Genomic DNA, 24,948 nt, shown 5'->3' with positions numbered 1-24,948 from the left:
ATTGTCCGATCAGAAAGGCACCATAGCTTCCCCCAGCAGGATGCGCTGGACATGATCCGGACGGAACGCTGCACGCGCGTCGGCATCTGCGCGCGCATACCAGAGGCGCGCCTTGGCGGAATCGCCTTCCTGGTCCGCAAACGCCGCAAGGCTTCCTGCGGACTGCACGGCGATCTGTTGTCCTTGCACCCCGAGCGACTTTGCTGCTGCATAATTGGCGTCCAGTAGTGGTATCGCCTCACGGCGCCGACCCGCAGCGCCCAACGCGACCGCCAGATTGTTACGCGCCATCACCGCGCGCGCATGTGCGGGCCCGAAGGCGCGCTCGGCATAGCTCAGCACCTGGCGCTGCACATCGATCGCCTGCCCGGTTTCGCCGAGACGGGCGAGGACGGTCGCAAGGTTGGTCAGGATCGCGATCATCTCGTCTATATTTGCAACGCCGGACGCCTTGATCACTTCGACAGACCGGCCAAGCATCTCCGCTGCCGCCTCGATCTGGCCCGACTCCAGCAAGACAAGACCGAGATTATTATATGCCAGCCCGGTGAAATTGCTCGCCTCCCCAAAGAAGCGCAGCCGAACCGCGAGCGCCTCGCGCGCAGCTGCCTCCGCCTCGCGATATTCGCCGGTGCGGACCAGCAGGACGCTCAGGCCCGACAGGCTGTCGGCCAGATCGGGGCTGTCGCCCTCCGCGCGGCGCATCGCCACCGCCTCCCGCCACAGGGCGACCGATTCCTGCGTCCGATTCTGCTGCTCGAGGCAATGCGCCAGCGCCTCGCGCGACCGGATTGTCTGGCTCGCGCCCGGCCCCATCAGCGCCGACAGCCGCGCGATCGAAATGCGCAGCGTCGCCTCTGCCTCGGTCAGTCGTCCGAGCCGCGTCAGCGCCGCCCCTTCCATCATCCGGAACACCGCGCCTTCGATCGTGTCGCCTGCCATCTCGACCGCACGACGCGCGAGCGGCAGAGCCTCGGCGTGCCGACCAAGCATCACCAGATTGTTCGCGCGACGACCGATGTAAGTGGCGAGCGCCGGGTCGCCCGCCAGGATCTTCTCGGCACTCGCCAGCGCTGCGACGAACGCCGGCTCCGCCTCGCCATGCCGCCCCAACCGCTCCAGCGCGGCCCCCAGGGTGAGGTTGGCCAGCGTCGACATGCCGGTCGATTCGTCGAACGTCTCTCCGATCGCGACGGCCCGGCGCGCGACAGCCACCGCCTCCGCCGTTCGGCCAGCCTCGCCCAGGACGACTGCGAGGCTCGATACCAGCAATATGCAGGGGCGCTGTTGCTCGGGCGTCGCCGCATCTCCGCCATTCGCGGCAATACACGCTTTCGTATCCGGCTCGATCAGCGCGAGTGCCTTGCGCGCATCGCCCGCATCCATCGCGGCGTCAAATTCCGGGCTGGTCTGGATCACGTCGACCTCGACCGCTGCCGGTTCGGCATCCTGGATGGTCAGCGCGGCGGCGGCGAGCAGCAATGGGTAGATCATCCCGTCCCCCTCGCAACGAGCTTCGCGCTCCGGACCGATCAATGCAAGCGCTACACGCCGGGATCGGTGGACTGGAATATCGTGCTGGGGCCGCCGTGCCGGTATCTATCGCGCGCTGGCGGCACCGCGTACCGGCCCGATCAGCCAGGCCAGGACGATGCCGAACAGGAAGTTCGACGTTCCGACCTCGATCGCGTGAACCAGCCGGACATCGCCCGGCATATATGGATTCTCGGGAAGCAGCGGGGCGATGCCCCCGATCACCGAAAAGGCAAGTCCCAGCACCAGCGGAGCAGCGCGCGGACCGGTACGCAGCCAGAGCCACGCCGCTGCGACGAAGATCAGCGCACGCGGCACCTGCAGCAGTGCGACCAGCCATTGCGGCGGCAGCATCTCGGGCGTGTAGAAATGCGCGAGATGGGGCCAGGCGATCGTCCCGGCCGTGAAATAGAGGACGATATAGGCGGCTATCACGCCGAGCAGCCGCAGCGGCGTGGCCCTGAGTGCGACCGTCGCCGAACCCGCGCCACGCCAGCGGCCGAGGATCGTCACGGCGAGCGCGGCGAACAGCGCCAGCACCACCAGCATGACGCCCATTGGCACCAGCGCCTCGCGCAGCGGCATGACACTGAACACCACCGCCTCGATCAGCGTGTTGAACTGGCCGACGACCCAGGCCAGCGCGAGCAGCGCGGTCGCAAGCGGACGCCCCCGCGCGGGTGAGACATAGCCCGCCAGCGCCATCGCCGCGAGGGTGAGCAACAGGTATAAAGCGACCATCATTGTTCGATCCCTTTTGCCAGCAATGTCATGTGCCGCCGGGTGAGCGTCCGGGCCGCGGCGAAGGGCGGACCTTCGAGCACCCAGATCGCGCTGATCCCGAAATGCATCGTCTTGAACGACATCACCTGCTCGTCGATCGAGACCGCTTTCCGAGCGCCGGCCCGCGCCAGCAGCCGTGCAAACAGCGCGCCGAGCGCCTCGTCGAGCTGCGCCTGGAACTCGGCCAGCTCATAGGCGAAATGATCCGCCGCGAAGACGCGCGCCATGAACGCGCGGACGAATGCCCGATACGGCGGCTTTCGCTCGAGCAGGCACCATGCCGCCGCATCCAGCGCATCGGCGACGCTCATTCCGTCCGCCGGGAGCAGCGCAATCGAATCGAGCGCCTTGCGGTCGATCTCGATGAGGAAGGCGACGGCGATGTCCTCCTTGGCGGAGAAGTAATTGTAGACGGTGCCTTTGCCGACATCGGCGGCCGCTGCGATCTCCTCGACCGTGACCGCCTCGATCCCGCGCGCCGCAAACAGGTCGCACGCCGATTCCATGATCCTGGCACGGGTACTGAGCCGCTTGCGCTCGCGAATTCCGACCATGGTCATAAATGACTATGGTCACTTTTACTGGAATGGGTCAAGGGTCGCGCAATTTAGTAACATTTGACACCAAATGCCGCCGGGGTGTAACGCGGGATCAACTTCTGCGGAGTCCTCGACATGACCGATCCGACCAATCCCCTCGGCCTCAACGGCTTCGAATTCGTCGAATTCACCTCGCCCGATCCCGATGCGATGGCGCGCCAGTTCGAGCAGCTCGGCTTCGTTCCCTCGCATCGCCACCCGACCAAGAATATCACCCGCTTCAAGCAGGGGCGCATCAACCTGATGCTCAACCGCGACGAAACCGGCCGCGTCGCCGAGTTCCGCGCTGCGCACGGCCCCTCGGCCAGCGCGATGGCGTTCCGCGTCGCCGATCCGGTCGCCGCGATGGAGTGGGCGCTGAACAACGGCGCGCAGCGCACCGCCGAGGACGACACCTGCATCATCGGCATCGGCGGCTCGTATCTCTACTTCATCCAGGACGGCACCGACCTTTATGCCGATTGGGAAGAGATCCCCGGCTGGCAGCAGGCGGAGGCGGACAACAATGTCGGGCTGGACCTGCTCGACCACCTCACCCACAATGTCCGGCGTGGCCAGATGCGGGTGTGGTCGGAATTCTACAAGACGCTCTTCGGGTTCGAGGAACAGAAGTACTTCGACATCAAGGGTCAGGCGACCGGCCTGTTCAGCCAGGCGATGATCGCCCCCGACAAGGCGATCCGCATCCCGCTGAACGAAAGCCAGGACGACAAGAGCCAGATCGAGGAGTTCATCCGCGACTATAATGGCGAGGGCATCCAGCACCTCGCGCTGACCACCCCGGACATCTACGACACGGTCGAGCGGCTGCGCGCACGAGGGGTCAAGCTGCAGGACACGATCGAGACCTATTACGAGCTGGTCGACAAGCGCGTCCCCGGCCATGGCGAGGATCTGGAGCGCCTCAAGAAGAACCGCATCCTGATCGACGGCAATGTCGGCGATGAGGGCATCCTGTTGCAGATCTTCACCGAAAACATGTTCGGCCCGATCTTTTTCGAGATCATTCAGCGCAAGGGCAATGAAGGTTTCGGCAACGGCAACTTCCAGGCACTTTTTGAGTCGATCGAACTCGATCAAATCCGTAGAGGGGTGATCAAGGTCGACGCGTAACGAGGTTGGAGAGGAGAGCCGGGACAACCGGCCCCATACCTTCCGAAGGGGGAAGGAACGCAGGAGGATGAGGGAGGCGGCCTGAGACCGCCCCCTCATCCGACTAGTCGCCAGAGCGCGCTTTAGGGTCTGACCTATGACCGACTATTTCCCGGGTTTCGGCAATCACGTCTCGACCGAGGCGGTCGCGGGCGCACTGCCGATCGGGCGCAATTCGCCGCAACGGCCCGCTTACGGCCTCTATGCCGAGCAGCTTTCCGGCACCGCCTTCACCGCGCCGCGGCACGAGAATCGTCGCAGCTGGCTCTACCGCATGCGCCCGAGCGCCGAGCATCCGCCATTCGAGCCCTATGAAGGCGCCACGCGCTTCGTGCCGCAGCCGGACCCGGCTCCGCTCGCGCCGAACCGCCTGCGCTGGGGGCCGATCGCCGATCCCGCGCCTGGCACCGACCTGATCGATGGCATTACGAGCATGCTGGTCACCCGCGACCCCGCCGATCTTGAGGGCGTCGCGGTGCATCGCTACGCCGCCAATGCCGATATGGACCGCCGCGTGTTTTTTGACGCCGATGGCGAACTGCTGTTCATTCCGCAGGCCGGGCGGCTGACGCTGCTGACCGAACTCGGACGGATCGACATCGCGCCCGGCCAGATCGCGATGATCCCGCGCGGCGTGCGCTTCCGTGCAGTGCTGCCGGACGGCGAAGCGCGCGGCTATGTCGCGGAGAATTACGGCGCGCTGTTCCGCCTGCCCGATCTCGGCCCGATCGGTGCCAACGGCCTTGCCAACCCGCGCGATTTCGAGACGCCGGCGGCGTGGTATGAGGATCGCGACGAAACTTTCGAGGTCGTCCAGAAGTCGCTCGGCCAGCTGTGGACCACGACGATCGACCACAGCCCGCTCGACGTTGTCGCATGGCACGGCAACCTCGCGCCGTGGCGCTACGACCTGGCGCGGTTCAACACGATGAATACGGTCAGCTACGACCATCCTGACCCGTCGATCTTCACCGTGCTGACCTCGCCCAGCGACGTGCCGGGACGGGCGAACGCCGATTTCGTGATCTTCCCGCCGCGCTGGATGGTGGCCGAGGACACGTTCCGCCCGCCCTGGTTCCACCGCAACGTGATGAGCGAGGCGATGGGGCTGATCCACGGTGCCTATGATGCCAAGGCCGACGGCTTCGTTCCCGGCGGGCTGTCGCTCCACAATCTGATGGCCGGCCACGGTCCCGATGTCGCGAGTTGGGACGGGGCGAGCAACGCCCAGCTCAAGCCGCACAAGATCGAAGGCACGATGGCGTTTATGGTCGAAAGCTGCTGGCCCTATCGGCCGACGCAGTTCGCGTTGGAGACGGCGCAACCGGACTATGACGCGGCCTGGGCGGGCTTCCCGAAGGCGCAGTTGCCCGGGTGAGCGAGCGGCTGACGCAGACCCCGCCCGGCGTCCGGCTGGGCCCGCTCGATCTGATCGCGGACGGTGCCGCGCGGAATTTCGTGCTGGAGATGAAAGCGGGGCGATTCCACGGCTTTGCGGTGCGCGAGGGTGACGCGGTTAGCGGCTATGTCGATCGCTGCCCGCATATGGGTTTGCCGCTGGCACAGCAGCTCGATGCCTATCTCACCGATGATGGCGGCATGATCCAGTGCAGCTGGCATGGCGCGCTGTTCCGGATCGAGGATGGACAGTGCGTCGGCGGCCCGTGCGCTGGTGCGGCTCTCACGCCCTGGCCGCTCGAAGTCCGCGACGGTGCGATCTTCACCGTCTAAGCCGCCGCCGCGTCATTGTCGGCGGAGATCGGTTCGGGTGTGTCGTTCCCCATCAGGGCGTCGGTAAACAGCTTGCGCCACCATACGACATCCTCCGCCTCGACATTGTCCATCATCGACCGCCAGCGCCGCTTGCGCTCCCCCAGATCCATGCGCAGCGCCTGCATGATCGCGTCGGATACCTCGTCGGCGCTATAGGGATTGACCAGCACCGCGTCCTTGAGCTGCGCGGCCGCCCCGGCAAAGCGCGACAGGATCAGCACGCCGGGATCCTCGGGATCCTGCGCCGCGACATATTCCTTCGCGACCAGATTCATCCCGTCGCGCAACGGCGTCACCAGCCCGATCCGCGCCGCGCGGTAAATGCCCGCCAGCACGTCGCGCGGATAGCCCTGGTTGACGTAGCGGATCGGCACCCAGTCGACATCGGCATAGGCGCCATTGATCTGCCCCGACAGCCCCTCCAGCGCGGTGCGGATCTTCTTGTAGCTCTCGACGGCCCCGCGCGACGGCGGCGCGATCTGAAGCAGGAACACTTCCTTGCGCTCCTCGGGATGTTCGGCGAGGAAGCGCTCGTAACCGGCGAAGCGCTCCTCCAGCCCCTTGGAATAATCGAGCCGGTCGACCCCGACGATCATGTCGCGCCCTACCGCGCTGTCGCGCATCCGGCGATAGGCGAGCTTGGCGGCGGGAGTCGATGCTCCCGCCACGAACTCCTTGCAGTCAATCCCGATCGGCGCGACGATCGCGCGCAAGGTGCGGCCATCCAGTTTTAGCGTGTCCCCCTCGACGGTGGCACCAAGTTCATAGGTCGCATAGTCGCGAAACGACTCCAGCCATTCTATCGTGTGGAAGCCGACCAGATCATAGGCGAACATCGTCCGCACCAGTTCCTGCGCCTCGGGCATCGTCGCAAGCAACCGGCGCGGGGGCCATGGGATGTGCAGGAAGAAGCCGATGCGGTTCTTGACGCCGCGATCGCGCAAACACTGGCCGAGCGGGAACATGTGATAATCCTGCACCCACAATATATCCTCACCCTCGACCAGCGGGCGCAGCGTGTCGGCGAAGCGCTCATTCACCCGCTGATATCCCCCGGCAAAGCCGCGCTCATACTCGGCAAGGTCGATGCGGTAGTGGAAGAGCGGCCACAACGTCCGGTTGGCGTAGCCATTATAATATTCCTCGATATCCTGTTCCTCGAGGTCGACGGTCGCGGTGGTCACGCCCTGCGCGCGCTGGAAGTTGATCTGGCCGGTAAACTCCTCGACTGTCTCGCCCGACCAGCCGAACCAGATGCCGCCAAATTCGCGGATCGCCGCCTGCAATGCCACGGCGAGGCCACCCTGCGCACCGGCATGGGAGTCTTTGGGCGCGGACACGCGGTTGGAGATAATGATCAGGCGGCTCATCTTATGGCGCTCCAGGGTTTGCTCAGCAGGACGGCGCAGTTGATCATGCCGACCAGCGAGTAGGTCTGGGGGTAATTGCCCCATAATTCCCCAGTGACGGGGTCGATATCCTCGGACAGCAGCCCGGCGGCTGTGCGGCGCTCGAGCATCTCCGCGAACAGCGCGCGCGCATCGGCGTCGCGCCCGGTGAAGTGCAGCGCTTCGATCAGCCAGAAGGTGCAGACGTTGAACGCGGTTTCGGGCAGGCCGAAGTCATCCTCGGTCGCATAGCGCAGCATATGGCTGCCGCGCCGCAAGCCCTGTTCGACCGCCTCCAGCGTACCGCGAAACCGCGCATCGTCGGGCGCCATGAAGCGCAGGTCGAGCAGCTGGATCAAGCTGGCGTCGAGATCGTCGCCGCTGAAGGTCGCGGACATGCGGTTGGTGTCGGGTCGCCACGCCGCATCCTCGATCGCACGACGCATTCGGTCGGCGCGTTCCTGCCAGACGCTGCGCTCGCTTTCCATGCCCAGCCGCTCGGCAGCATTGGCGAGGCGGTCGCACGCCGCCCAGCACATCGCGGCGGAGTAAGTGTGGACGCTCTGGCGCGTGCGCAGCTCCCACAGTCCGGCATCGGGCTTGTCGAACAGTTCGACCGCACGCTCGCCGACCCGTGCCAGCGCGTCGAAATCCTCGCGCCCCGCCATGCGGAACAGCCGCTGGTCGAAAAACGCCTGGACGTTCGACAGCACGATCTGGCCATAGGCGTCGTGCTGGACCTGTTCATAGGCAAGGTTGCCGACCCGCACCGGCCCCATGCCACGATAGCCGGCGAGGCGCGGTGCCTCGCTCTCGATCAGCACGCATTCGCCCTGCACGCCGTAGAGCGGCTGGATATGCCCGCCCTTGGCCTGATCGACGATGTTGCGCAGATAGGCGAGATAGCCCTCCAGCACGTCGAGCGCACCGACACGGTTCAGCGCCTGGACGGTATAATAGGCGTCGCGGATCCAGCAGTAGCGATAATCCCAGTTCCGCCCGCTGTTCGCATGTTCGGGGATCGAGGTGGTGAGCGCGGCGACAATCGCGCCGGTCTCCTCATGCTGGCACAATTTCAGCGTGATCGCGCTGCGGATCACGACATCCTGCCATTCGAACGGCGTGGCGAGCCCGCGCGCCCAGTTCTGCCAGTGATAGCGGGTATAGTCCGCCATCTCATCGACTGTCGTCGCAAGGTTGCCGGCGAAACTCTCGTCCGGACCGAGGAAGAAGTGCAGTGGTCGTTCGACCCGGAAGCAGCGCTCATCCATCAGCAGCCCTACCGGAGCGTTCGTCGACAGCCGCAGCTGCATGCCATCGAGCAGGTAGCGGATATGGTTCGATCCCGCCGTGGTCAGCACCGCCGGATCGCCCCAGTTGCGCGTCGGGCGCAGGCGGACACAGATACGCGGCGATCCCGCCACCGGGCGCACGATCCGCGCGAAGGCGACCGGGCGGTACATCCGCCCCAGCCGCTCGAACCGCGGGCAGAAATCGGTGATCTCGATCGCGCTGCCGTTGCTATCGGTCATCCGCGTGATCAGGATCGGGGTGTTGGTCAGATAATGCTGCTCGACGGTGGCGCAGTCCTCCAGGTCGATCGCCCACAGTCCGACCGCATCGTCGCTGCGCGGGTCGCGACCATCGAGCAGCGAGGCGAAGAGCGGATCGCCGTCCACCTTGGGCACGCACGCCCAGACGAAGCGTCCGGTGCGGTCGATCAACGCGCTGACCTGGCAGTTGCCGATCGGCCACAGGTCGAGATTGGGTTTCATGCGGCGTCCTTCACGATCATCTCGAGCCAGCGTAGCGCGGCGGCGACATCGGGCAGGCGATAGACCGCCTCGGTCTGGCGCACCGGGCCGACCAGCACCCCTGCGCCGCCCAGCCGCGCGGCGGTTGCAAAGCCGGGCTCGTCGGTCAGGTCGTCGCCAAGAAAGATCGGACGCGAACCGGCAAAGGGCGGGCTCGCCATCAGCGCAGCGATCGCACGGCCCTTGTCGCCCGGCGCGCGCAGTTCGAACACCATCTTGCCCCGTTGCAGCGTCAGGCCGGTCGACCCCGCCAGTTCCTCGGCAAGCGCGCGGCACGCCGTTTCGGCATCGGGCGCGCCGCGATAGTGAAGGCCGATGCCCAGCGGCTTTACTTCGACCAGCACGCCCGAAATCGCGTCGGCCAGCGACCTGAACCGCTCGGCCACCGCATCCAGCGCAGCCGGGCGCTCCGGTGTCACCGCCGCTTCGACGCCGCGCAGTTCCGCGCCATGGCTTCCGACAATCGGGCAGCCTGCACCGCCGAACAACAGGTCGATCTCTTCCGCGCCGCGCCCGCTGACGATCGCGACCCGCCGGTCGAAGCGTGCGCCCAGCGCTGATATCAGTCCGCGCAACCGCGCATCGACCTCTATCGCGTCGGGTCGTTGTGCGATTTCCACCAGCGTCCCGTCAAAGTCGAGGAACAGGCTGGCGTTGTTCGCCAAATCCATCGGCGGCGGTGCCAGCAGCGCCGCCGTGTCCATTTCCGCTAGCTTGGGCATCACAGGGGCAATGCATCCGGAACGCAATCGTTCCGAATTTTCTGCTGCAATGCGGGAGAAACCCGATCAGGCCGGTTCGCGCACCCGCGCCGGTTCGGGGTTGGAAAACTCCATCCCCGCATCGATCCCGCCGAATTTCAGGTCGATCAGGTCGAGCGTGTAATTCTGGTGCACCCGCCATGGGCGCTTGTCGCCCTGCTTGGGGAAGCGATCCATCGCGCGCTGGACATAGCCGGAGGTGAAGGTCAGGAAATTCTCCTGCGTCACATCCGCCCCGACGCGTGGCGTCACCTGTCGCATCCCGCGCTTCTTCATCGCGTTGAGCAGGCGACAGACATAGGCACAGGTCAGGTCCGACTTCAGCGTCCAGCTGGCATTGGTATAGCCGAATGACGAGGCGAGGTTCGGAATGTCGGAATACATCATCGCCTTGTAGCCCAGCGATTTCGCCGGATCGACGCGTTGCCCGTCGACGCTGAACGGAACTCCACCCATCAGCTGCATGTCGAGGCCGGTCGCCGTGACGATGATGTCGGCGGGCAGCAATTCGCCCGATTTGAGCCGGATGCCGCCCTTCTCGAACCGTTCGACATGATCGGTGACCACCGACGCTTTCCCCTCACGGATCGCGGCGAACAGATCGGCGTCGGGGACGAGGCAGATGCGCTGGTCCCAGGGATTGTAGCTGGGCGTGAAATGCGTCGCGACGTCGTAATCCGGGCCGAGCTCGTCGCGGACCATCTGGACGATCCGCTCTTTCGTCTTCTCGGGTTTCTTGCGCGCGATCCGGTAGAAGAACTGGCCGAGTGCGATATTCTTGGTCCGCGTCAGGCGATAGGCGATGCCGCCCGGCAGCTTCCGCCGCAGCCAGTTGGCGATGCCGTCCTCGCTCGGCCGCGAGACGATATAGGTGGGGGAGCGCTGGAGCATGGTCACATGCGCCGCCGCCTTCGCCATCTCCGGCACCAGGGTCACGGCGGTCGCGCCCGACCCGATCACGACGACACGCTTGCCCGCATAATCAAGCCCCTCGGGCCAATGCTGGGGGTGGACGATCGTCCCGGCGAAATCCTCGCGCCCCTCGAAATGCGGGAGATAGCCGGCCTCGTAATTGTAATAGCCCGAGCACATGAAGAGGAAGTTGCAGGTGAACTCGACCCGCTCCTGCTCCGGCCCGCGCGCGACCGTCACTGTCCAGTGTGCGTCAGGCGTGGACCAGCTAGCCGCGACGACGCGATGCTGGTGGCGGATATGCCGGTCGATGCCATGTTCGCGCGCGGTTTCGTCGAGATAGCGCAGGATCGACGGCCCGTCGGCGATCGCCTTCGCCTCCGTCCACGGCTTGAAGCTGTAGCCGAGCGTGTACATGTCGCTGTCGGAGCGGATGCCGGGATAGCGGAACAGGTCCCATGTCCCGCCCAACCGCGCGCGCCCTTCGAGGATTACATAGGAGCGGTCGGGGCAGTCGCGCTGGAGAAAATAGCCCGCGCCGATCCCGGATATCCCGGCGCCCACCACCACCACGTCGAAATGCTCGGCCATCGCGCTCTCCCGGCGGCGATACTTACATGCGTGTAAGTTGAGCGCAATGGGGCGCGGTCATTCCCGGTCGGTGGGGCAGAGCGCGACGCTGGCGGTGCGCTGGTCGATCAGCAGCGCGAAATTCTGGAGCGCATGCGCGCCGACGAGCAGTTCGGGAAAGCGATCGGACACGCGCACTTCGACATTGGCAAGCGATGCTGCGCCGATCCGGAACGGGCCGGCAACGGTCGCGCGATCGGTCTTGATCGTGGTGTTGGTCAGACTGCCCTCACCGCTTGCCGTGACCGCGCCGCCACCGATCCGCTCGAACAGCGACTGGGGCAGGACGAACGCGACGTTCGCTCCGGTATCCAGCTGTCCCTCGACCGTCACCGATCCGATCGTCACCGGCACGCGGAACGCGCGCGCATAGCCGAGCACGCCGGGCGCGTCGCGTCGCAGTCCTGCCGTGCGGGTGAAGGTCAGGCGCCGATTGGGATAGTCGATCACGAGCAGCCCGTCGGCGAAGAAGTCGCGCCCGATGATCCCGTCGAACGCCGCTTCCTTCGACATGCGGCCATTATAGTCGCGGGTGATGACACTGAGGTCGCGGCGCGCAAGCCCGCCGAGTTCGAGCGACGCCAGGGACACCGTATCGACCTGTGCGGTGGCAACCCCGTCCGATGACTGCCCGCTCCCGGTGACGGTCAGGCCGAGCGCGGCCACGAGCCGTGCATCGGCGCGTCCGAGACCACTCGCCCCGGTATCGACTGCAAAGCGGAACGGTCCCTTTCCGTTGACGCGGGCGGTGACGTAGATGCGGCCATCGACGGTTTCGAACGGCACGCTGATCACCGCCCCCGTGCGCGCCGTTTCGGCAAGCGCACAGACGATCGGAGTATCCGCTGCATGCGCTGGCGCAACGCATGCGCCGGCCAGCGCCACAGCGCCGCTCCAAGTTCCCGTCCGCGCCACGCTTCCCCGCTCGATATCAACTGTATTAGTCGACCATGACGCTTGGGGCTGGAGGGTCAATAGTCTTTCGAATATTTGAGACCCGCCCGCGATCCGCCGAACGATCCGGTCGCGGACAACAGGCTGAGCGCGCGGGTCAGCGCGATCTCCAGCTGCACCGCCGTGAAACCGCGCGCGTCCGTGATGATCTCCACATAGATATCGTCGGTCAGATATTGCCCCGCCGCCAGTGCCATGCCGCGCCCGGTGGTGTCGTCCTCGCCCAGGATGCGCAGCCGATCGATCCCCGCCGCCGAACGGAGCTGGCCGAGCGGGTTGAGGCCGCCGCCGCTCGCGCGTAGCGAGTTCAATGCAGCGGCGAGCTGGATCGCTTCGGTCGCCGAGAGGTTGGTGACCGAGCTGCCGAACAACAGGCGCGAGAGCACCTCGTCCTGCGGCAGACTTGGGGTCGAGCTGAACGCGATGCGCGGCACCTGTCCGCTGCCCGTGATGTTGATGTTGGCAGTGACACCCTCGGCAGTGGTGCTCGCGCCGATATTGATCTGCGGATCCGCGAGCGGCCCGCCTTCGAAGCTGACGATGCCGCGGGTCAGTTCGAAGCGGCGGCTGGCGAAGCTGTAGGTGCCACGCACCACCCGCGCCTCACCGGTGACGATCGGCGCGGCGGAGGTGCCGGTGACCTGCATCCGCGCGCTCCATTCGGATTCGAGGCCCATGCCGTTCACGAACAGCCGGTTGTCGGCAACGACACTGACATTGAGGCGGAAGATCCCCGCGGGCCTCACCCGCGTCGGACGCTTGCCGTCTTCGGTCAGTTCGCTCTTGCGATAGACGCCGGTGAGCTCGGGGACCTCCGCAGCGCCTTGCCGGATAATCTGATAGCGCGCCTCGGGGATGATGATGCGCCCCTCGATCAATCCGCCATCGAGCCCGTTGGTGATGCGCAATTGCCCGGTCGCGGTGGCACCGAGCGCATTGCTGCGGGCGAGGCGCGCGTTGCGGAAACGCACGGTCAGGTCGATCGGAAACCCTTGTTCCGCCGACAGGCCGATCGTGCCCGAGCCGGTCAGGCGGCCATTGCCCGCCACCGCCTCAATCTGTTCGATCTCCAGCGAGTCATTGTCGAAGCGCCCCTGCACCGCCATTTGCGACAGCCGCGTGCCCCAGGTCTCGTTTTCATAGGTCAGCTTTTCGGCGCGCAGCTGTCCCGCGAGCTGCGGCGCGCGGACCTGGCCGGAGAAATCAGCGGCGACAGCGATCGGGCCGGCCAGGCTCTGATCGGCGAACCCGGCCAACGAGAACAGCACCGAAGACGGGCCGTTGTAGCGGATGCCGCCCGAGAGCGGGGCCGCGAGCAGCCGCGTCGTCCAGCCGCCCGCGCCTGGTCCGAGCGGCTGGAGACTGGCAACCATCCGCCCGATCGTCGTGTCACCGCGCTTGATCAGCGCGCGCGCATCACCGCCATCAGGCAGCAACCGTCCGACGAACGCGATGTCGACGGGCGACGACACGCCGCCCAGGCTCGACCGGGTGAAGTCGTCGACGTTGAGCCGCGCGATCGCCTGCGGGAACGTCGCGTCGCTGGCCTGGCTGAAATCGAGTGCGCCGGTCACCGTGCCGCCCAGGCCAGCGGTACGCGACAGCGCGTTGGCGAGCGACAGATCAAGCTTGTCGAGCCGCGCCTGCACGCGCAGCCCCTCCCCCCAATTGCCCGACAGCCGCATGCTGCCCTTGTCGAAATCGATCCGCGCGGGGGCAAGGGTGTAGCTCGATCCGCTCACCGCGATCTGCGCGGGCTGCGCCGTCTTGAACCCGATATTGTTTGCCCGCCCGGCCAGCGCGACGCGCCACAGCTCCGGTTCGAACCGGGCGTTGGCCGCGATGCGGAACGGGACGGCCGAAGATCCTTCGGCAAAGGCCTGTGCGCTGCCGCGACCGCCGCGATAATCGATCTTCGCCCGCGCGCGGGTCAGCGTCATTTGCGCGTTGCGCAGGTTCGCCACTTGCGCCTCGCCGGTAATCGCGGGCGCGTCGTCATAGAGAATCGCGGTGCCGTTGATGAGCGCGCGACCGATCGTCAGTTCCATGTCGCCCGGGATCTTTGCGTTGTTCGCGGTCGCCCGGACCACCGCCTGCTGATATTTGCCGGCCGCCGACAGAGCGACAGACCCGTCGAGTCCTGACCCGACAAAGGTCAGGTCGCCATCGAACGGCCCTGCCGCAGTCTGGACCAGTTCACCCTTGAAATCCGCCCCGGCAAAGCGCCCGCTGCGCACGTCGATCTCAAGCCGCGCACCGGTGCGAAGCAGCACGTCGGCGGTAAACGGGCCGTAGCTCGTCTCACCCTTGGCATCGACCGCATAGACGCCATCGTTGCCGACCACACGCGCCTGAAGATCGGCCAGACCGACGCCGAGCCCCGGACGCGGCGCGCGCAGATTGATCACCGGCTTCGCCATGCTGCCGGTCACCCGCGCCGTGATCGGGCCATAGGCGTTCGACCAGGCGTCGGCGGTCAGGCTGAGCGGCCCGGCGGGGTCGTAGCGCCCGGATCCGCGGATCACGCGGAACAAGGGCGCGGCGACCTTCAGATCGCTGAACCGCACGATCCCGTCCGGCCCGAAATCGAGCGACACCCGCGCCACCGCATTGCCACCGAGGAAACTGCGCACGCCATCGCTGAACAGCCGCGTGCTGCGCCCGACGATCCGCCCCTTGATCCCCCAGCCGCCCTGTGCGGCGGCGTAAAGATCGGCGTCGGTCTCCAGATTGACGATGCCGATGCCGTCGATCTCGTAATCATTGACCCGGCCCCTGAGCGCACCGGTGTAACGGCCCGTGCTCACATCGGCGGCAAGAATTGCAGTCGCGTCGATCCGGTCGGACCGGATGCGCAGATTTTCCGACAAGATCTGGTCACCGGTAATCGCGAGATCGCCGGCCAGCGTGACATTGGTCAGCAAGCCCCCCGCCGCCGCGTTGAGGCCGGAAATCCGCGCTGCCTGCGCCCTGACCGGGATCAGGATACGGTCGGCGTTCACCGTCGCCAGACCTTCGGCATAGAGCCGCTCGACAACGGTCTCGCCAAATCCCAGCGCAGCGGCCTTGATCTTGTAATCGACCGTCGGGGTCGCGAACGGGCCGTTGAGCGCGACTTCGCCTGCCACCGACCGACCATTGAGATTGGGGGCGATCGCGCCGGGGGTAAGCAGCATCGCCTCGACCCGGAACTGGTCGAACCGGCTCTGGCCAAGGTCGATCGTGCCGCTGGTCATCAGCGCCATCGCTCTTGACCGCAGCCGAAGCTTCGTGTCGGCGCGGCGCTGGTCGAGCGTCGCGTCGAGCGCGACCTGCATCCCGCCCGCGCTCAGCCGCTCGACCGGTCCCTTGAGGTAGAGACCGGGCTGCGCCGTCCCCCGCACCTGAACCGTACCGCTCCGCGCGGCGATGCGCAGATTGGTGAGTTCGTCGTTGCCCAGCCGCCCGATTGCGCGCCCCTGCCAGTTGGACCAGCTGCCCGCGCCGCGCAGTTGCACCGCAAGCGGCGCTTCGAGCCCGGCGAGCCCCGCGACCAGCCCGCCGACCGGCGCGTTCAATTCCGCGCGCAGGTCGAGCTTGTCGTCGTCCGGCACCGCATCGAGGACGAGCGCCAATCGGTCGCCACCCGATGTTCCGAGCGTCCGCCCATTGACGATCACCCGCGCGCGGCGATCAGCGATCTTGGCCTCACCGGCCAGCGTCGCGACGTGCCGACGGCCCGCGACCGGTGCCTCCAAGACCAGCCGGTCGATCGACAGCTTCGCAATGTCGATATCGAGATCGGGCAAATACGGCGCATTGGGATCGCCGGGTTTCAGTTCGGGCATCCGCGTCACGCGCACCAGCGGGCTGGTTGCCGAGCGGATATCGACATGGTTGTTGAGGAACGCGAACGGACGCCAGTCGACCGCGACCCGCGGCGAAGTCACGAACACGCCCTTGGGGTCGCTCACCCGCACGTCGCGCAGCACCATCGCGCCATAAATCGAACCCTCGATCCGCCCGACTTTGACGTTGAGGCCCGATGCCGTGGTATAGGCCGCCACCCGGTCGGCGACGAAACGATGCCCGACCCCCGTATCGAGGATCGCAGCTGCAGCGAGCAGCAATGCGACCAGACCGCCCAGTCCGATCGCGCCCCACTTGGCCACGATTTGCCACGTCGGGCGCTGCACGACGACAACTTCGGGCGCGGGTGCTTCGTCGGTCATCAGAACGCCTGACCGATCGAGATATAGAGCGCGATCTTGCTCTCACCTGGCTTTCGCGCGATCGGCGTCGCGACGTCGAGCCGCATCGGACCGAAATTGGTGTAGAAGCGCCCGCCAATCCCTGCGCCGAACCGCAACCTGCTGAGTTGCGGCATGGAGTCCTCATAGACCTGTCCCGCGTCTAGGAACGGCACGATCCCGAAATTGCCGAATCGATAGCGCGCCTCGATCGCGAATTCGTTGAAACTGCGCCCGCCGATCGGCTTGTCGTCGGGACCGCGCGGGCCAAGTTCCTGATAGCCAAAGCCGCGCACCGATCCGCCACCCCCGGCGTAGTAGCGCCGTGACGGGGCGAGGTCGTTGCGGTCAATCCCCCTGGATCGTCCCGAATCGTGCCCGCCCGGCGAGCACGATGCTGTCGGTGACGGGGTAATAGATCGTCCCCTCCGCCATCGCCCGGGCATAGGGTCGCGCGGTGCCGCGCACCGATGTTTCGGGACTGACGTTCAGCTTCAATCGCCAGCCGCGCGTCGGGTTCAGCAGATTGTCCGACTGATCCCACCCGGCGAACAGCGGTAGCGCTGCGATGAAATAGACCCCCCGCTCACGCGCGCCGCGCGCAAAGTCGAACCGGTCCTCGCTCGTGCCGACCAGCTCGACGCTATAGGCATAGGTCAGCTTCTTCTGCCAGATCGGGGTCGAGTCGTAGGAAACGCGCGCCGACAGCGTGCCGGTCAGGCCGGTGAATGCCGCGACATCGGAACGCAGCGCGGACGCCACGATCTGAAACGTCCGGTCACGCCGTCCGGCATTGGATCGACGGAAGGTCGCCGACGCGCCCTGTTCCTGCGTGCCGAGCACTCCGGTCGCGATCAGCGCGCCTTCGGGCGGGAACAAGTTGCGATGAGTCCAGCTTATCTCGGCCCGGAACCCCTGGCCGGTGCTGAAGCCCACTTCGCCCGCCAGGGTACGCGGCGGCCCCTTGGTCTGTCGCACCAGCAGGTCGACCGCCTCGGTGCCGTCGGAATTGGCTTCGCCGGTCTTCACCGGCTCGACCGAAACGGTGGAAAACAGGCTGGTTGCGATCAGCGCGTCGCGGAGATCGTCGACCTTGCGGCTGTCGTACAGATCGTCCCGGTCGAACCGGGTCAGCACATCGATATGGTCGGGCGCGAGCACCGGATCGCCCTCAATGCGGATCCCGCGAAAGCGCGCGCGCGGGCCGATGCTGACCGGGAGCGTATAGTCCCCGGTGCGGGTCGTCTCGTCGAGCAGGATGTCGCGCTGACCGACTTCGGCAAAAGGATAGCCGGTCTGGGGCAGCGCGACACTGACCGCAGCTTCCGCCGCCTGCACCCGCACGGCATCGATCGGCTCACCCGTTCGCAGCTTCAGATTGTCGGCGATCAGCGTCGCCGGCACGGTCGGCTCTGCCTCGACCCGAATTTCGCCCAACGTGTAGAGCGGCCCCGGCACCGCGGCGACCGTCGCGGTTACCGGCCGATCGCCCTGCGGCGTCTGTTCGATGGTCGAGACGGCGGTCGCATCATAATAGCCGAGCGATTTCATCAGCCGCACCGCTAGCCCCTCATCCTCGCGAGCACGCGCGCCGATGATCGCGGCATTGGCGGCGACTCCGTCGCCGTCCTCCAGGGCGGACAGGTCGCGGAACTGATCCTCAAGCCCGATCTCATCCAGCCCGGTAACGCGGATGGCATAGCGGATCTCGACCGCCGCCTCGTCATTGCCCGCCACCGGCTCGGCAATGGGCGTGGTGTCGAATGCCGACAGCGGCGGCAGCGGCGCAGCGATCTCAGCCTCGCTGCCAGCATCGTCGAGCGGAGGCGCGTCCTCGATCGGCTCGATCGGGGTGACGGGGCCTGCCGGCGGCACCATCTGCTCCAGCGGCGCATCCATGTCGCCGGACAGTGGCGGAAGCGCCTCGGAAAATTCATCGTCGGCGACGATTGGCTTCTCGCTCTGCCCCTGCGCGCGCCGCTCGGCTTCGCGTTCCAGCGTCTTGGGGTCTTCGGCAGGCGCACCCTGACCGGGTTTCCCCGCGCCGCTGTCGATCTGCGCGCGCGCGATACCCGGATCGAGCGCGCTGCTCGCCAGCAGCAGAATCAACAGCCTCACGCCCGAAATACCCCTGACCTCCCAATGGGATCGCGCCATTTGGAGACAGCACGCACCCCGACCGCTAGCGCAACGTGCCAGCGTCGGGAAGGTTCAATACGGACTGAGGCTTAGCCGCGCGCCTTTGCGCGCGCGCGCCAGGCGTGAAGCAATGGCTCGGTATAGCCGCTCGGCTGCGTCACCCCTTCGAACACCAATGCCCGCGCCGCCTGCAGCGCGAGGCCGTCGGGATTGCCCCCCATCGGCCGATAGACCGGGTCGCCCGCATTCTGCGCATCGACCTTCGCCGCCATTCGCGCGAACGCCGCATCGACGTCCGCCTCCGTCGCGACGCCGTGGAGCAGCCAGTTGGCGATATGCTGCGAGGATATGCGCAGCGTCGCGCGGTCCTCCATCAGGCCGATATCGTGGATATCGGGGACTTTCGAACAGCCGACCCCCTGGTCGATCCAGCGCACGACATAGCCGAGGATGCCCTGCGCGTTGTTGTCGAGCTCGCGCGCGACTTCCTCTTCCGTCCAGTTGCGCCCCTGCGCCACCGGAATGGTCAGCAGATCGCGCAGCGCGGGCACCGCCTCCCCCGCAATCTCGCGCTGGCGCCGAAAGACATCGACCTGGTGGTAATGCATCGCGTGCAGCGTCGCGGCGGTGGGCGACGGCACCCAGGCGGTGTTCGCGCCGCTCAGCGGATGGCCGATCTTCTGCTCCATCATGTCGGCCATGCGGTCGGGCGCGGCCCACATGCCCTTGCCGATCTGCGCCTTGCCCGACAGGCCGTGCTTGAGGCCGATGCGGACATTGCGATCCTCATAGGCCTTGATCCAGGCGCTCCCCTTCATCTCCGCCTTGGGGATCATCGGCCCGGCGCGCATCGACGTGTGAATCTCGTCCCCGGTGCGGTCGAGGAATCCGGTGTTGATGAACGCGATGCGATCACGCACCGCATGGATGCACGCGGCCAGGTTGGCGCTGGTCCGCCGCTCCTCGTCCATCACCCCGACCTTGATCGTGTGACGGGCGAGGCCCAGCAGATCCTCCACCGCATCGAACAGATCGTTGGTGAAGCCGCATTCGTCCGGCCCGTGCATCTTGGGCTTGACGATGTAGATGCTGCCCGTGCGGCTGTTGCGGAAGCGGCCCAGCCCCTTGAGATCGTGCAACGCGATGGTGCTGGTGATGATCGCGTCGAGAATGCCCTCGGGTGCCTCCTCATCCGCGATCATCACCGCCGGGTTGGTCATCAGGTGCCCGACATTGCGCACGAACAACAGGCTGCGGCCCGGCAGCGTCAGGTCGCTCTGGTTGGGGCGCTGATAGACGCGGTCGGCGGCAAGGGTACGGGTCAGCGTCTGGCCGCCCTTGGCGAAGGTCTCGGTCAGCTCTCCGCGCATCAGGCCGAGCCAGTTGGCATAGGCCGCGACCTTGTCCTCGGCATCGACCGCCGCGATCGAATCCTCAAGGTCGACGATCGCGGTGAGCGCGGCCTCGAGCAGCACATCGGCAATGCCGGCCGGGTCGCTCGCGCCGATCGGATGGGCGCGGTCAACCACCACCTCGATATGCAGGCCGTTGTGAGCGAACAGCATCGATTCGTCGCGCGTGCCAATGAACTGCCCCGGATCCGCGAGCGGCAGGTCACCGCCAGCAAACTCCGCCCATTCCATGCCGCTCAGCGGCACCGCCGCGTCGAGAAACGCCTTCGCCGCCGCGATCACCTGCGCCCCGCGTTCCGCGTCGTACCCACCCGACTTCGCCGCACCGGGCAGCGCATCGGTGCCGTAGAGCGCGTCGTACAGACTTCCCCAGCGCGCATTGGCGGCGTTGAGCACGAAGCGGGCGTTGAGCGCGGGCACGACCAGCTGCGGCCCCGCCATCGTCGCGATCTCTGCATCGACATTGGCGGTACCGATCATGAAGTCACCGGGCTCGGGCGCGAGATAACCGATCGCGCGCAGAAACGCCTCTTGCGCCGCCGGGTCGGTCGCCCGCACAGGGTCCGCGGCGCACCAATCATCGATCTGCCCCTGAAGATCCTCGCGCCGTGCGAGCAGGTCACGGTTGCGCGGGGCGAAGCGCGCGAAAATCTCCGCTGCGCCAGCCCACCAGTCGTCGGCGGCGATGCCCAGCGGCGGCAGCACCCGCTCCTCGACGAACGCGACGAGCGGTGCGGCGACCGAAAGCCCGGCGCGGGTCTGGTAAGCGGTCATGGAATCCTCCTGGCTAGCAAATCGACTGCCCTGGGGAGGGATGGTCCGATTAGGCGAGGATGGTGGCCGGGATCAAGGGGCTAGAAACCCGGCGAGATAGCTGCCGCTGCTGCCTCGACCCGTTCAAGCATCTTGCGCAGTTGCGCCTGCTCCTCATCGTTGAGGCTGGCGAAGATGCGGCGTTCGAACTCCAGCGCCTGGGGTGCGATCTGACGGTAGAGCGCCCACCCCTCGGGGCTCAGGTCGAGCAGATGCGAGCGCTGGTCGTCCGGATTGGGGGGTGCGCGTTACCAACCCGCGTTCATGCAGCGAGATTGCCGCGCGGCTGACCGTCACCTTGTCCATCTGCGTGCGCCCGCACAGTGCCTGCTGGCTCATCGACCCGAACTCGGCCAGCACCGTGACCAGCCGCCATTCGGGAATGCGCAGCCCGAACCGCGCCTGATAGGCACCGGCGATCGTCCCCGACACGCGGTTCGAGGCGACCGAGAGCCGGTAGGGCAGAAAGGCGTCGAGCTTGAGTGTTGCCGTCATAGGACAGTGATGCCGCGTTCGCGGGTACGATGCAATGTTAGCAATGCTTCATTGCGCGAAAATGCCGGGCAGGGACATGAAATGTCCCGTGCCCGGCACATCTTGTCAGACCGACACGCGGGTCAGTCGCGGCGAGAGCAGGTGGATCGCCCCGACAGCAAGGAAATAGACCACCGTGCACGCCGCGAAGATCAGCGTGTAATTGCCGTTGGTCGCGTCAAGCACGAGACCGGTCGACTTGGCCATGATCATGCCCCCCGACACCGCCGCAAAAGCCGCCCAGCCCGATCACCGACCCGACCGCGCGCTTGGGGAACATGTCCGGCGGCAGCGACAGCAAATTGGTCGAGAATGCCTGGTGCCCCGCCAGCGCCAGCCCGATCAGCGCGACCGCCAGCCACATATTCTCAAGCTGGGTCACGAACAGCAGCGGGAGGACGCACCCGCCCGCGATGATCATCGTCACCTTGCGCGCCGCATTCGGAGTCCAGCCGCGATGGATCAGGTTCGACGACAGCCAACCGCCCGCGATGCTGCCCACGTCAGAGAGCAGATACATGACGATCATCGGCAACAGCACGACCTTGAGATCGACGTCATAGGTGCTGGCGAAATATTTCGGCAGCCAGAACAGCATCAGGAACCAGACCGGGTCGGTCAGGAACTTGGCGACGGCGAATGCCCACGCCTCACGCAGCCGCACCACGCGGCTCCAGCCGATCTTCTCGATCTGCTCGGGCGGGTCATGCTCGATCCAGGCGAGCTCGCCCTCGCTCACCCGTCCGCTTTCGCGCGGATTGCTGTAGAATTTGATCCACAGCAGCAGCAGCACGACCCCGAACAGGCCCGAATAGATGAACGTCTCGCGCCAGTCGAAGCCCATCCAGGTCATGAACAGCCACAACGTCGGCGCCGTCAGGATCACGCCGATCGTCGTCGCCGAATTGACCCAGCCGATCGCATAGGCCCGTTCCTTTTGCGGGAACCACTCGCTGCTCGCGCGGACGACCGAGGGGAAATGCCCCGCCTCACCCACGCCCAGCACGATGCGCGCTGCCATGAACGACGCGACCGAGCTGGCGAAGCCGTGCATCACATGGCCGATCGTCCAGACGGTGATCGCGATGCCATAGCCGATCTTGGGCCCGAACCGGTCGACCAGCCAGCCCATGAGCAGGAAACCGAGCGCATAGGCCGCCTGAAACGCGGTGACGATGTTGCCATAGTCATTCTCGTTCCAGCCCAGTTCCTTGCCCAGATCGGGGGCAAGCAGGCCCAACATGGTGCGGTCGATGTAATTGACCGTGGTCGCGAAGAAGAGGATCGCGATGATCATCCATCGATAACGGCCGCTCCGGACCGGTGCCGCGCGGGGCGGGGCGCCGCCGCTATCGGCCTGCGTCGCTTCCATGCATCTTCTCCCTTTATAAAGCGGGTCTGGCGGCCTCGATCGTGCAGCTCACCCGCATGTCGCGGAACGTGGCAGTAACTTCCGAGCTTGGCGAGACTTCATGGACGCCGGTAACGGCCCCCGACGAAATCCACTGCCCCGGCCGCAATGCGATGCCGCGCGCCGCCATCGTTTCGAACAGAAAGCGTGCCGCGCCGACCGGGCCGTCGAGCATCGTGCGCGCGGTCGCGGCACCGATCTCGACCCCGTCGATGCTCAGCGTCACCGGCCAGTCGAGAAACCCCGAATTGCGCCAGTCCGCGATGGCGGCGCCCACGACCAAGCCGTGATTGTTGCCGAAGTCCGAAATGGTGACCAGCGGACCATGGGCGTTGATACCCGGGAAGGGTGAGCTGGCGATCTCCAGCCCGACATGCACCGCGTCGATCAGCTCGGAGGCCTCGTCGAGCGTGTAGCTGGTCTTGGCCGGATCGGGTGCGGTGCCGATGCGCAGCAGGAACTCCGCCTCCGCAGCGCCGAACCCTTCGCCAAAGATCGGCATTGCCGGCGCGGGTTCGTCGCCATGCACGAACGGGGCGAAGATCGGCCCGGCGAGGCGGTTGGTGCCCAACTGGGCATCGAGTGGCGGATTGATTCGTCCGACCTTCCACCCGGCAACCTCGGCACCGGCCAGCGCCAGCGCGCGGTCCTGAATCGCATAGGCTTCGGCAAGCGTGGCGGGGACCGCGCCGGGATAGTCGGGGAGTCCGCGGGCATCGCGGCGCGCGGCGACAAAAGCCTCCGCAATCACGTCCAGGTCGCTCATCCACCCCTCACTTCTGTTCTCGGCTGCATCGCTAAAGGAAACCGGTGTCAATATCAAGGCGCCGGTTACTGAAGGCGCAAATTAGACGGATCGCCCACGAATGCAGGCGGTTGCGGTTCGGCGTTATCGACCATGGAGATTATCCGTTCCAAATTGCACGCTCCCGGCCCGTCCGAAACCGGTGTCAACTACGCCGCCGCGCAACGATTGGCTAGGGGCCGGTTGCGCGCTATGCACTGGTCATGAAGAAAAGCGCTCAGGCGACGATCAACGATGTCGCGCGGCTCGCCGGGGTTTCCAAAAAGACCGTCAGCCGCGTCATCAACCGCTCACCCCTGCTCAACGAGGAGACGCGCGAGCGGGTGGAGAAGGTGATCGCCGAGATCGGCTATGTGCCGAACCCGCAGGCGCGCGCGCTGGCGCTGCGCCGCAATTTCCTGATCGGCCTGATCCACGACAACCCCAATCCGCACATGGTGCTCAACGTCCAGCAGGGGTTGCTGGAGGTGCTGCGCGATACCGAGTTCGAACTGATCGTCCACCCGGTCGATCGCGGATCGCCGACGATGCTCGACGATATCCGGCGCTTCCTCGAACGACAGCGGCCCTATGGCGTGATGCTGCTGCCGCCGATCAGTGAGAATGATTCGATCGCCGAATTGTGCACCGAGATTGGCACCCGCTACGTTCGCATGGGCTCAGCGTCGTTCGACGACCCCGCGCACATGGTCGCATCGAACGACCGCGAAGTGGTGCGCGGCGCGGTCGGGCACCTGATCGAGATGGGCCATCGTCGCATCGGTCTTGTCCTCGGTCCGCACGGGTTCCGGTCGGCGTTCGAACGCAGCCAGGGTTACGAGGCCGCGTTCGACGAAGCCGATCTGCCGATTCAGCGCACCCTGATCGCCCAGGGCGACTATACGTTCGAATCGGGGATGCGGGCGGCCGAGCGCTTGCTCGACCTGTCGCCGCGTCCAACCGCCGTGTTCTGCTCCAACGACGCCATGGCAGCCGGCGTGCTGCACACCGCGCGCCAGCGCGGGCTGGACGTGCCGCGCGATCTCTCGATCGTTGGCTTCGACGACACCACCATCGCTTCCTATCTCTGGCCTCCGCTCACCACGGTGCGCTGGCCGATCGCGACGATGGCCCGCGCCGCCGCCCTGAAGCTCATCGGCACCGCCGAGGATGCGGATGAGGAAGCGGCGGAATCGCTGTTCGTATCCACCCTGATCCGCCGCGCGTCGGTCGCCCCACCCGTCGAATAATGCTAGCCTAGCCAAAGGTCGCATTGATCGCGCCGCTGACACCGATTACCGAAGCCGCAAAGCCAGCGAGAGGACGC

18 protein-coding genes and 1 pseudogene are annotated in these 24,948 nt (G+C 66.1%); 4 read left to right on the top strand and 15 right to left on the bottom strand.

Going from position 1 to position 24,948, the window contains the following annotated elements; genetic code table 11:
* Positions 1–9 precede the first annotated feature (9 nt).
* The 3 genes from LRS12_RS10410 to LRS12_RS10400 form a co-directional block, all read right to left on the bottom strand.
* Positions 10–1,494 (bottom strand): tetratricopeptide repeat protein, encoded by a 1,485-nt coding sequence (locus tag LRS12_RS10410; protein WP_257844516.1) that lies wholly within the window; start codon positions 1,492–1,494, stop codon positions 10–12.
* 105 nt (positions 1,495–1,599) lie between these two features.
* Complete coding sequence (locus LRS12_RS10405) at positions 1,600–2,277, bottom strand: hypothetical protein (RefSeq protein ID WP_257844515.1); 678 nt, start codon at positions 2,275–2,277, stop codon at positions 1,600–1,602.
* Entirely contained in the window at positions 2,274–2,876 is a 603-nt protein-coding gene (locus LRS12_RS10400; protein ID WP_257844514.1) for a TetR/AcrR family transcriptional regulator, read from the bottom strand. The genes LRS12_RS10405 and LRS12_RS10400 overlap by 4 nt, the downstream gene beginning before the upstream one ends.
* A gap of 114 nt (positions 2,877–2,990) precedes the next feature.
* On the opposite strand from LRS12_RS10400, the gene hppD reads away from it, so the two are divergent.
* The 3 genes from hppD to LRS12_RS10385 all read left to right on the top strand — a co-directional run bounded on the left by hppD (position 2,991) and on the right by LRS12_RS10385 (position 5,798).
* Positions 2,991–4,028 carry a 4-hydroxyphenylpyruvate dioxygenase gene (gene hppD / locus LRS12_RS10395; protein ID WP_257844513.1) on the top strand — a complete coding sequence of 346 codons (1,038 nt, stop codon included), beginning with the start codon at positions 2,991–2,993 and terminating at the stop codon, positions 4,026–4,028.
* A gap of 136 nt (positions 4,029–4,164) precedes the next feature.
* Complete coding sequence (gene hmgA, locus LRS12_RS10390) at positions 4,165–5,445, top strand: homogentisate 1,2-dioxygenase (RefSeq protein WP_257844512.1); 1,281 nt, start codon at positions 4,165–4,167, stop codon at positions 5,443–5,445.
* Positions 5,442–5,798 (top strand): Rieske (2Fe-2S) protein, encoded by a 357-nt coding sequence (locus LRS12_RS10385; RefSeq protein WP_257844511.1) that lies wholly within the window; start codon positions 5,442–5,444, stop codon positions 5,796–5,798. The genes hmgA and LRS12_RS10385 overlap by 4 nt, the downstream gene beginning before the upstream one ends.
* On the opposite strand, the gene LRS12_RS10380 is transcribed toward LRS12_RS10385, so the two are convergent.
* The 12 genes and pseudogenes from LRS12_RS10380 to LRS12_RS10330 form a co-directional block, all read right to left on the bottom strand.
* Complete coding sequence (locus LRS12_RS10380; protein ID WP_257844510.1) at positions 5,795–7,210, bottom strand: trehalose-6-phosphate synthase; 1,416 nt, start codon at positions 7,208–7,210, stop codon at positions 5,795–5,797. The genes LRS12_RS10385 and LRS12_RS10380 overlap by 4 nt on opposite strands.
* On the bottom strand, positions 7,207–9,003 hold the full coding sequence (locus LRS12_RS10375) for a glycoside hydrolase family 15 protein (protein ID WP_257844509.1): 1,797 nt from the start codon (positions 9,001–9,003) through the stop codon (positions 7,207–7,209). The genes LRS12_RS10380 and LRS12_RS10375 overlap by 4 nt, the downstream gene beginning before the upstream one ends.
* On the bottom strand, positions 9,000–9,764 hold the full coding sequence (gene otsB, locus LRS12_RS10370; protein ID WP_257844508.1) for a trehalose-phosphatase: 765 nt from the start codon (positions 9,762–9,764) through the stop codon (positions 9,000–9,002). The genes LRS12_RS10375 and otsB overlap by 4 nt, the downstream gene beginning before the upstream one ends.
* A gap of 66 nt (positions 9,765–9,830) precedes the next feature.
* A complete protein-coding gene (locus LRS12_RS10365) occupies positions 9,831–11,306 on the bottom strand; it encodes an NAD(P)/FAD-dependent oxidoreductase (protein ID WP_257844507.1) in 1,476 nt (491 codons plus the stop codon).
* 57 nt (positions 11,307–11,363) lie between these two features.
* Entirely contained in the window at positions 11,364–12,230 is an 867-nt protein-coding gene (locus tag LRS12_RS10360; protein WP_257844506.1) for an aspartyl protease family protein, read from the bottom strand.
* Between the two features lie 86 nt (positions 12,231–12,316).
* A complete protein-coding gene (locus tag LRS12_RS10355) occupies positions 12,317–16,510 on the bottom strand; it encodes a translocation/assembly module TamB domain-containing protein (RefSeq protein WP_257844505.1) in 4,194 nt (1,397 codons plus the stop codon).
* Positions 16,510–18,685, bottom strand: a pseudogene (locus LRS12_RS10350) (autotransporter assembly complex family protein). Before LRS12_RS10350 ends, LRS12_RS10355 begins: the two are co-directional and overlap by 1 nt.
* Positions 18,686–18,756: 71 nt before the next feature.
* Complete coding sequence (locus tag LRS12_RS10345) at positions 18,757–20,853, bottom strand: malate synthase G (protein WP_257844504.1); 2,097 nt, start codon at positions 20,851–20,853, stop codon at positions 18,757–18,759.
* A 153-nt stretch (positions 20,854–21,006) separates the two neighbouring features.
* Positions 21,007–21,387, bottom strand: coding sequence for a MarR family winged helix-turn-helix transcriptional regulator (locus LRS12_RS10340; RefSeq protein WP_308223002.1), 381 nt, complete (start codon positions 21,385–21,387; stop codon positions 21,007–21,009).
* 105 nt (positions 21,388–21,492) lie between these two features.
* Complete coding sequence (locus LRS12_RS19985) at positions 21,493–21,633, bottom strand: hypothetical protein (RefSeq protein WP_308223001.1); 141 nt, start codon at positions 21,631–21,633, stop codon at positions 21,493–21,495.
* Entirely contained in the window at positions 21,605–22,798 is a 1,194-nt protein-coding gene (locus tag LRS12_RS10335) for an MFS transporter (RefSeq protein WP_308223000.1), read from the bottom strand. The genes LRS12_RS19985 and LRS12_RS10335 overlap by 29 nt, the downstream gene beginning before the upstream one ends.
* A 13-nt stretch (positions 22,799–22,811) precedes the next feature.
* On the bottom strand, positions 22,812–23,603 hold the full coding sequence (locus tag LRS12_RS10330; RefSeq protein ID WP_257844503.1) for a 2-keto-4-pentenoate hydratase: 792 nt from the start codon (positions 23,601–23,603) through the stop codon (positions 22,812–22,814).
* 242 nt (positions 23,604–23,845) lie between these two features.
* Here LRS12_RS10330 and LRS12_RS10325 point away from each other — a divergent pair, with 242 nt between their 5' ends.
* Positions 23,846–24,871 carry a LacI family DNA-binding transcriptional regulator gene (locus tag LRS12_RS10325; protein WP_257844502.1) on the top strand — a complete coding sequence of 342 codons (1,026 nt, stop codon included), beginning with the start codon at positions 23,846–23,848 and terminating at the stop codon, positions 24,869–24,871.
* Positions 24,872–24,948: the final 77 nt, after the last annotated feature.

Source organism: Sphingomonas sp. J344 (genome assembly GCF_024700005.1).
In the GTDB taxonomy this organism is placed as follows: Bacteria; Pseudomonadota; Alphaproteobacteria; order Sphingomonadales; family Sphingomonadaceae; genus Sphingomonas.
This window is presented reverse-complemented; position numbering and strand designations above follow the sequence as displayed.

Bases quoted from the DNA above. Each gene is read 5' to 3' on its own strand.
- LRS12_RS10410 (WP_257844516.1), bottom strand. From the start codon at position 1,494: ATGATCTACCCATTGCTGCTCGCCGCCGCCGCGCTGACCATCCAGGAT.
- LRS12_RS10405 (WP_257844515.1), bottom strand. From the start codon at position 2,277: ATGATGGTCGCTTTATACCTGTTGCTCACCCTCGCGGCGATGGCGCTG.
- LRS12_RS10400 (WP_257844514.1), bottom strand. From the start codon at position 2,876: ATGACCATGGTCGGAATTCGCGAGCGCAAGCGGCTCAGTACCCGTGCC.
- hppD (WP_257844513.1), top strand. From the start codon at position 2,991: ATGACCGATCCGACCAATCCCCTCGGCCTCAACGGCTTCGAATTCGTC.
- hmgA (WP_257844512.1), top strand. From the start codon at position 4,165: ATGACCGACTATTTCCCGGGTTTCGGCAATCACGTCTCGACCGAGGCG.
- LRS12_RS10380 (WP_257844510.1), bottom strand. From the start codon at position 7,210: ATGAGCCGCCTGATCATTATCTCCAACCGCGTGTCCGCGCCCAAAGAC.
- LRS12_RS10375 (WP_257844509.1), bottom strand. From the start codon at position 9,003: ATGAAACCCAATCTCGACCTGTGGCCGATCGGCAACTGCCAGGTCAGC.
- otsB (WP_257844508.1), bottom strand. From the start codon at position 9,764: ATGCCCAAGCTAGCGGAAATGGACACGGCGGCGCTGCTGGCACCGCCG.
- LRS12_RS10365 (WP_257844507.1), bottom strand. From the start codon at position 11,306: ATGGCCGAGCATTTCGACGTGGTGGTGGTGGGCGCCGGGATATCCGGG.
- LRS12_RS10355 (WP_257844505.1), bottom strand. From the start codon at position 16,510: ATGACCGACGAAGCACCCGCGCCCGAAGTTGTCGTCGTGCAGCGCCCG.
- LRS12_RS10345 (WP_257844504.1), bottom strand. From the start codon at position 20,853: ATGACCGCTTACCAGACCCGCGCCGGGCTTTCGGTCGCCGCACCGCTC.
- LRS12_RS10340 (WP_308223002.1), bottom strand. From the start codon at position 21,387: ATGACGGCAACACTCAAGCTCGACGCCTTTCTGCCCTACCGGCTCTCG.
- LRS12_RS19985 (WP_308223001.1), bottom strand. From the start codon at position 21,633: ATGGCCAAGTCGACCGGTCTCGTGCTTGACGCGACCAACGGCAATTAC.
- LRS12_RS10335 (WP_308223000.1), bottom strand. From the start codon at position 22,798: ATGGAAGCGACGCAGGCCGATAGCGGCGGCGCCCCGCCCCGCGCGGCA.
- LRS12_RS10330 (WP_257844503.1), bottom strand. From the start codon at position 23,603: ATGAGCGACCTGGACGTGATTGCGGAGGCTTTTGTCGCCGCGCGCCGC.
- LRS12_RS10325 (WP_257844502.1), top strand. From the start codon at position 23,846: ATGAAGAAAAGCGCTCAGGCGACGATCAACGATGTCGCGCGGCTCGCC.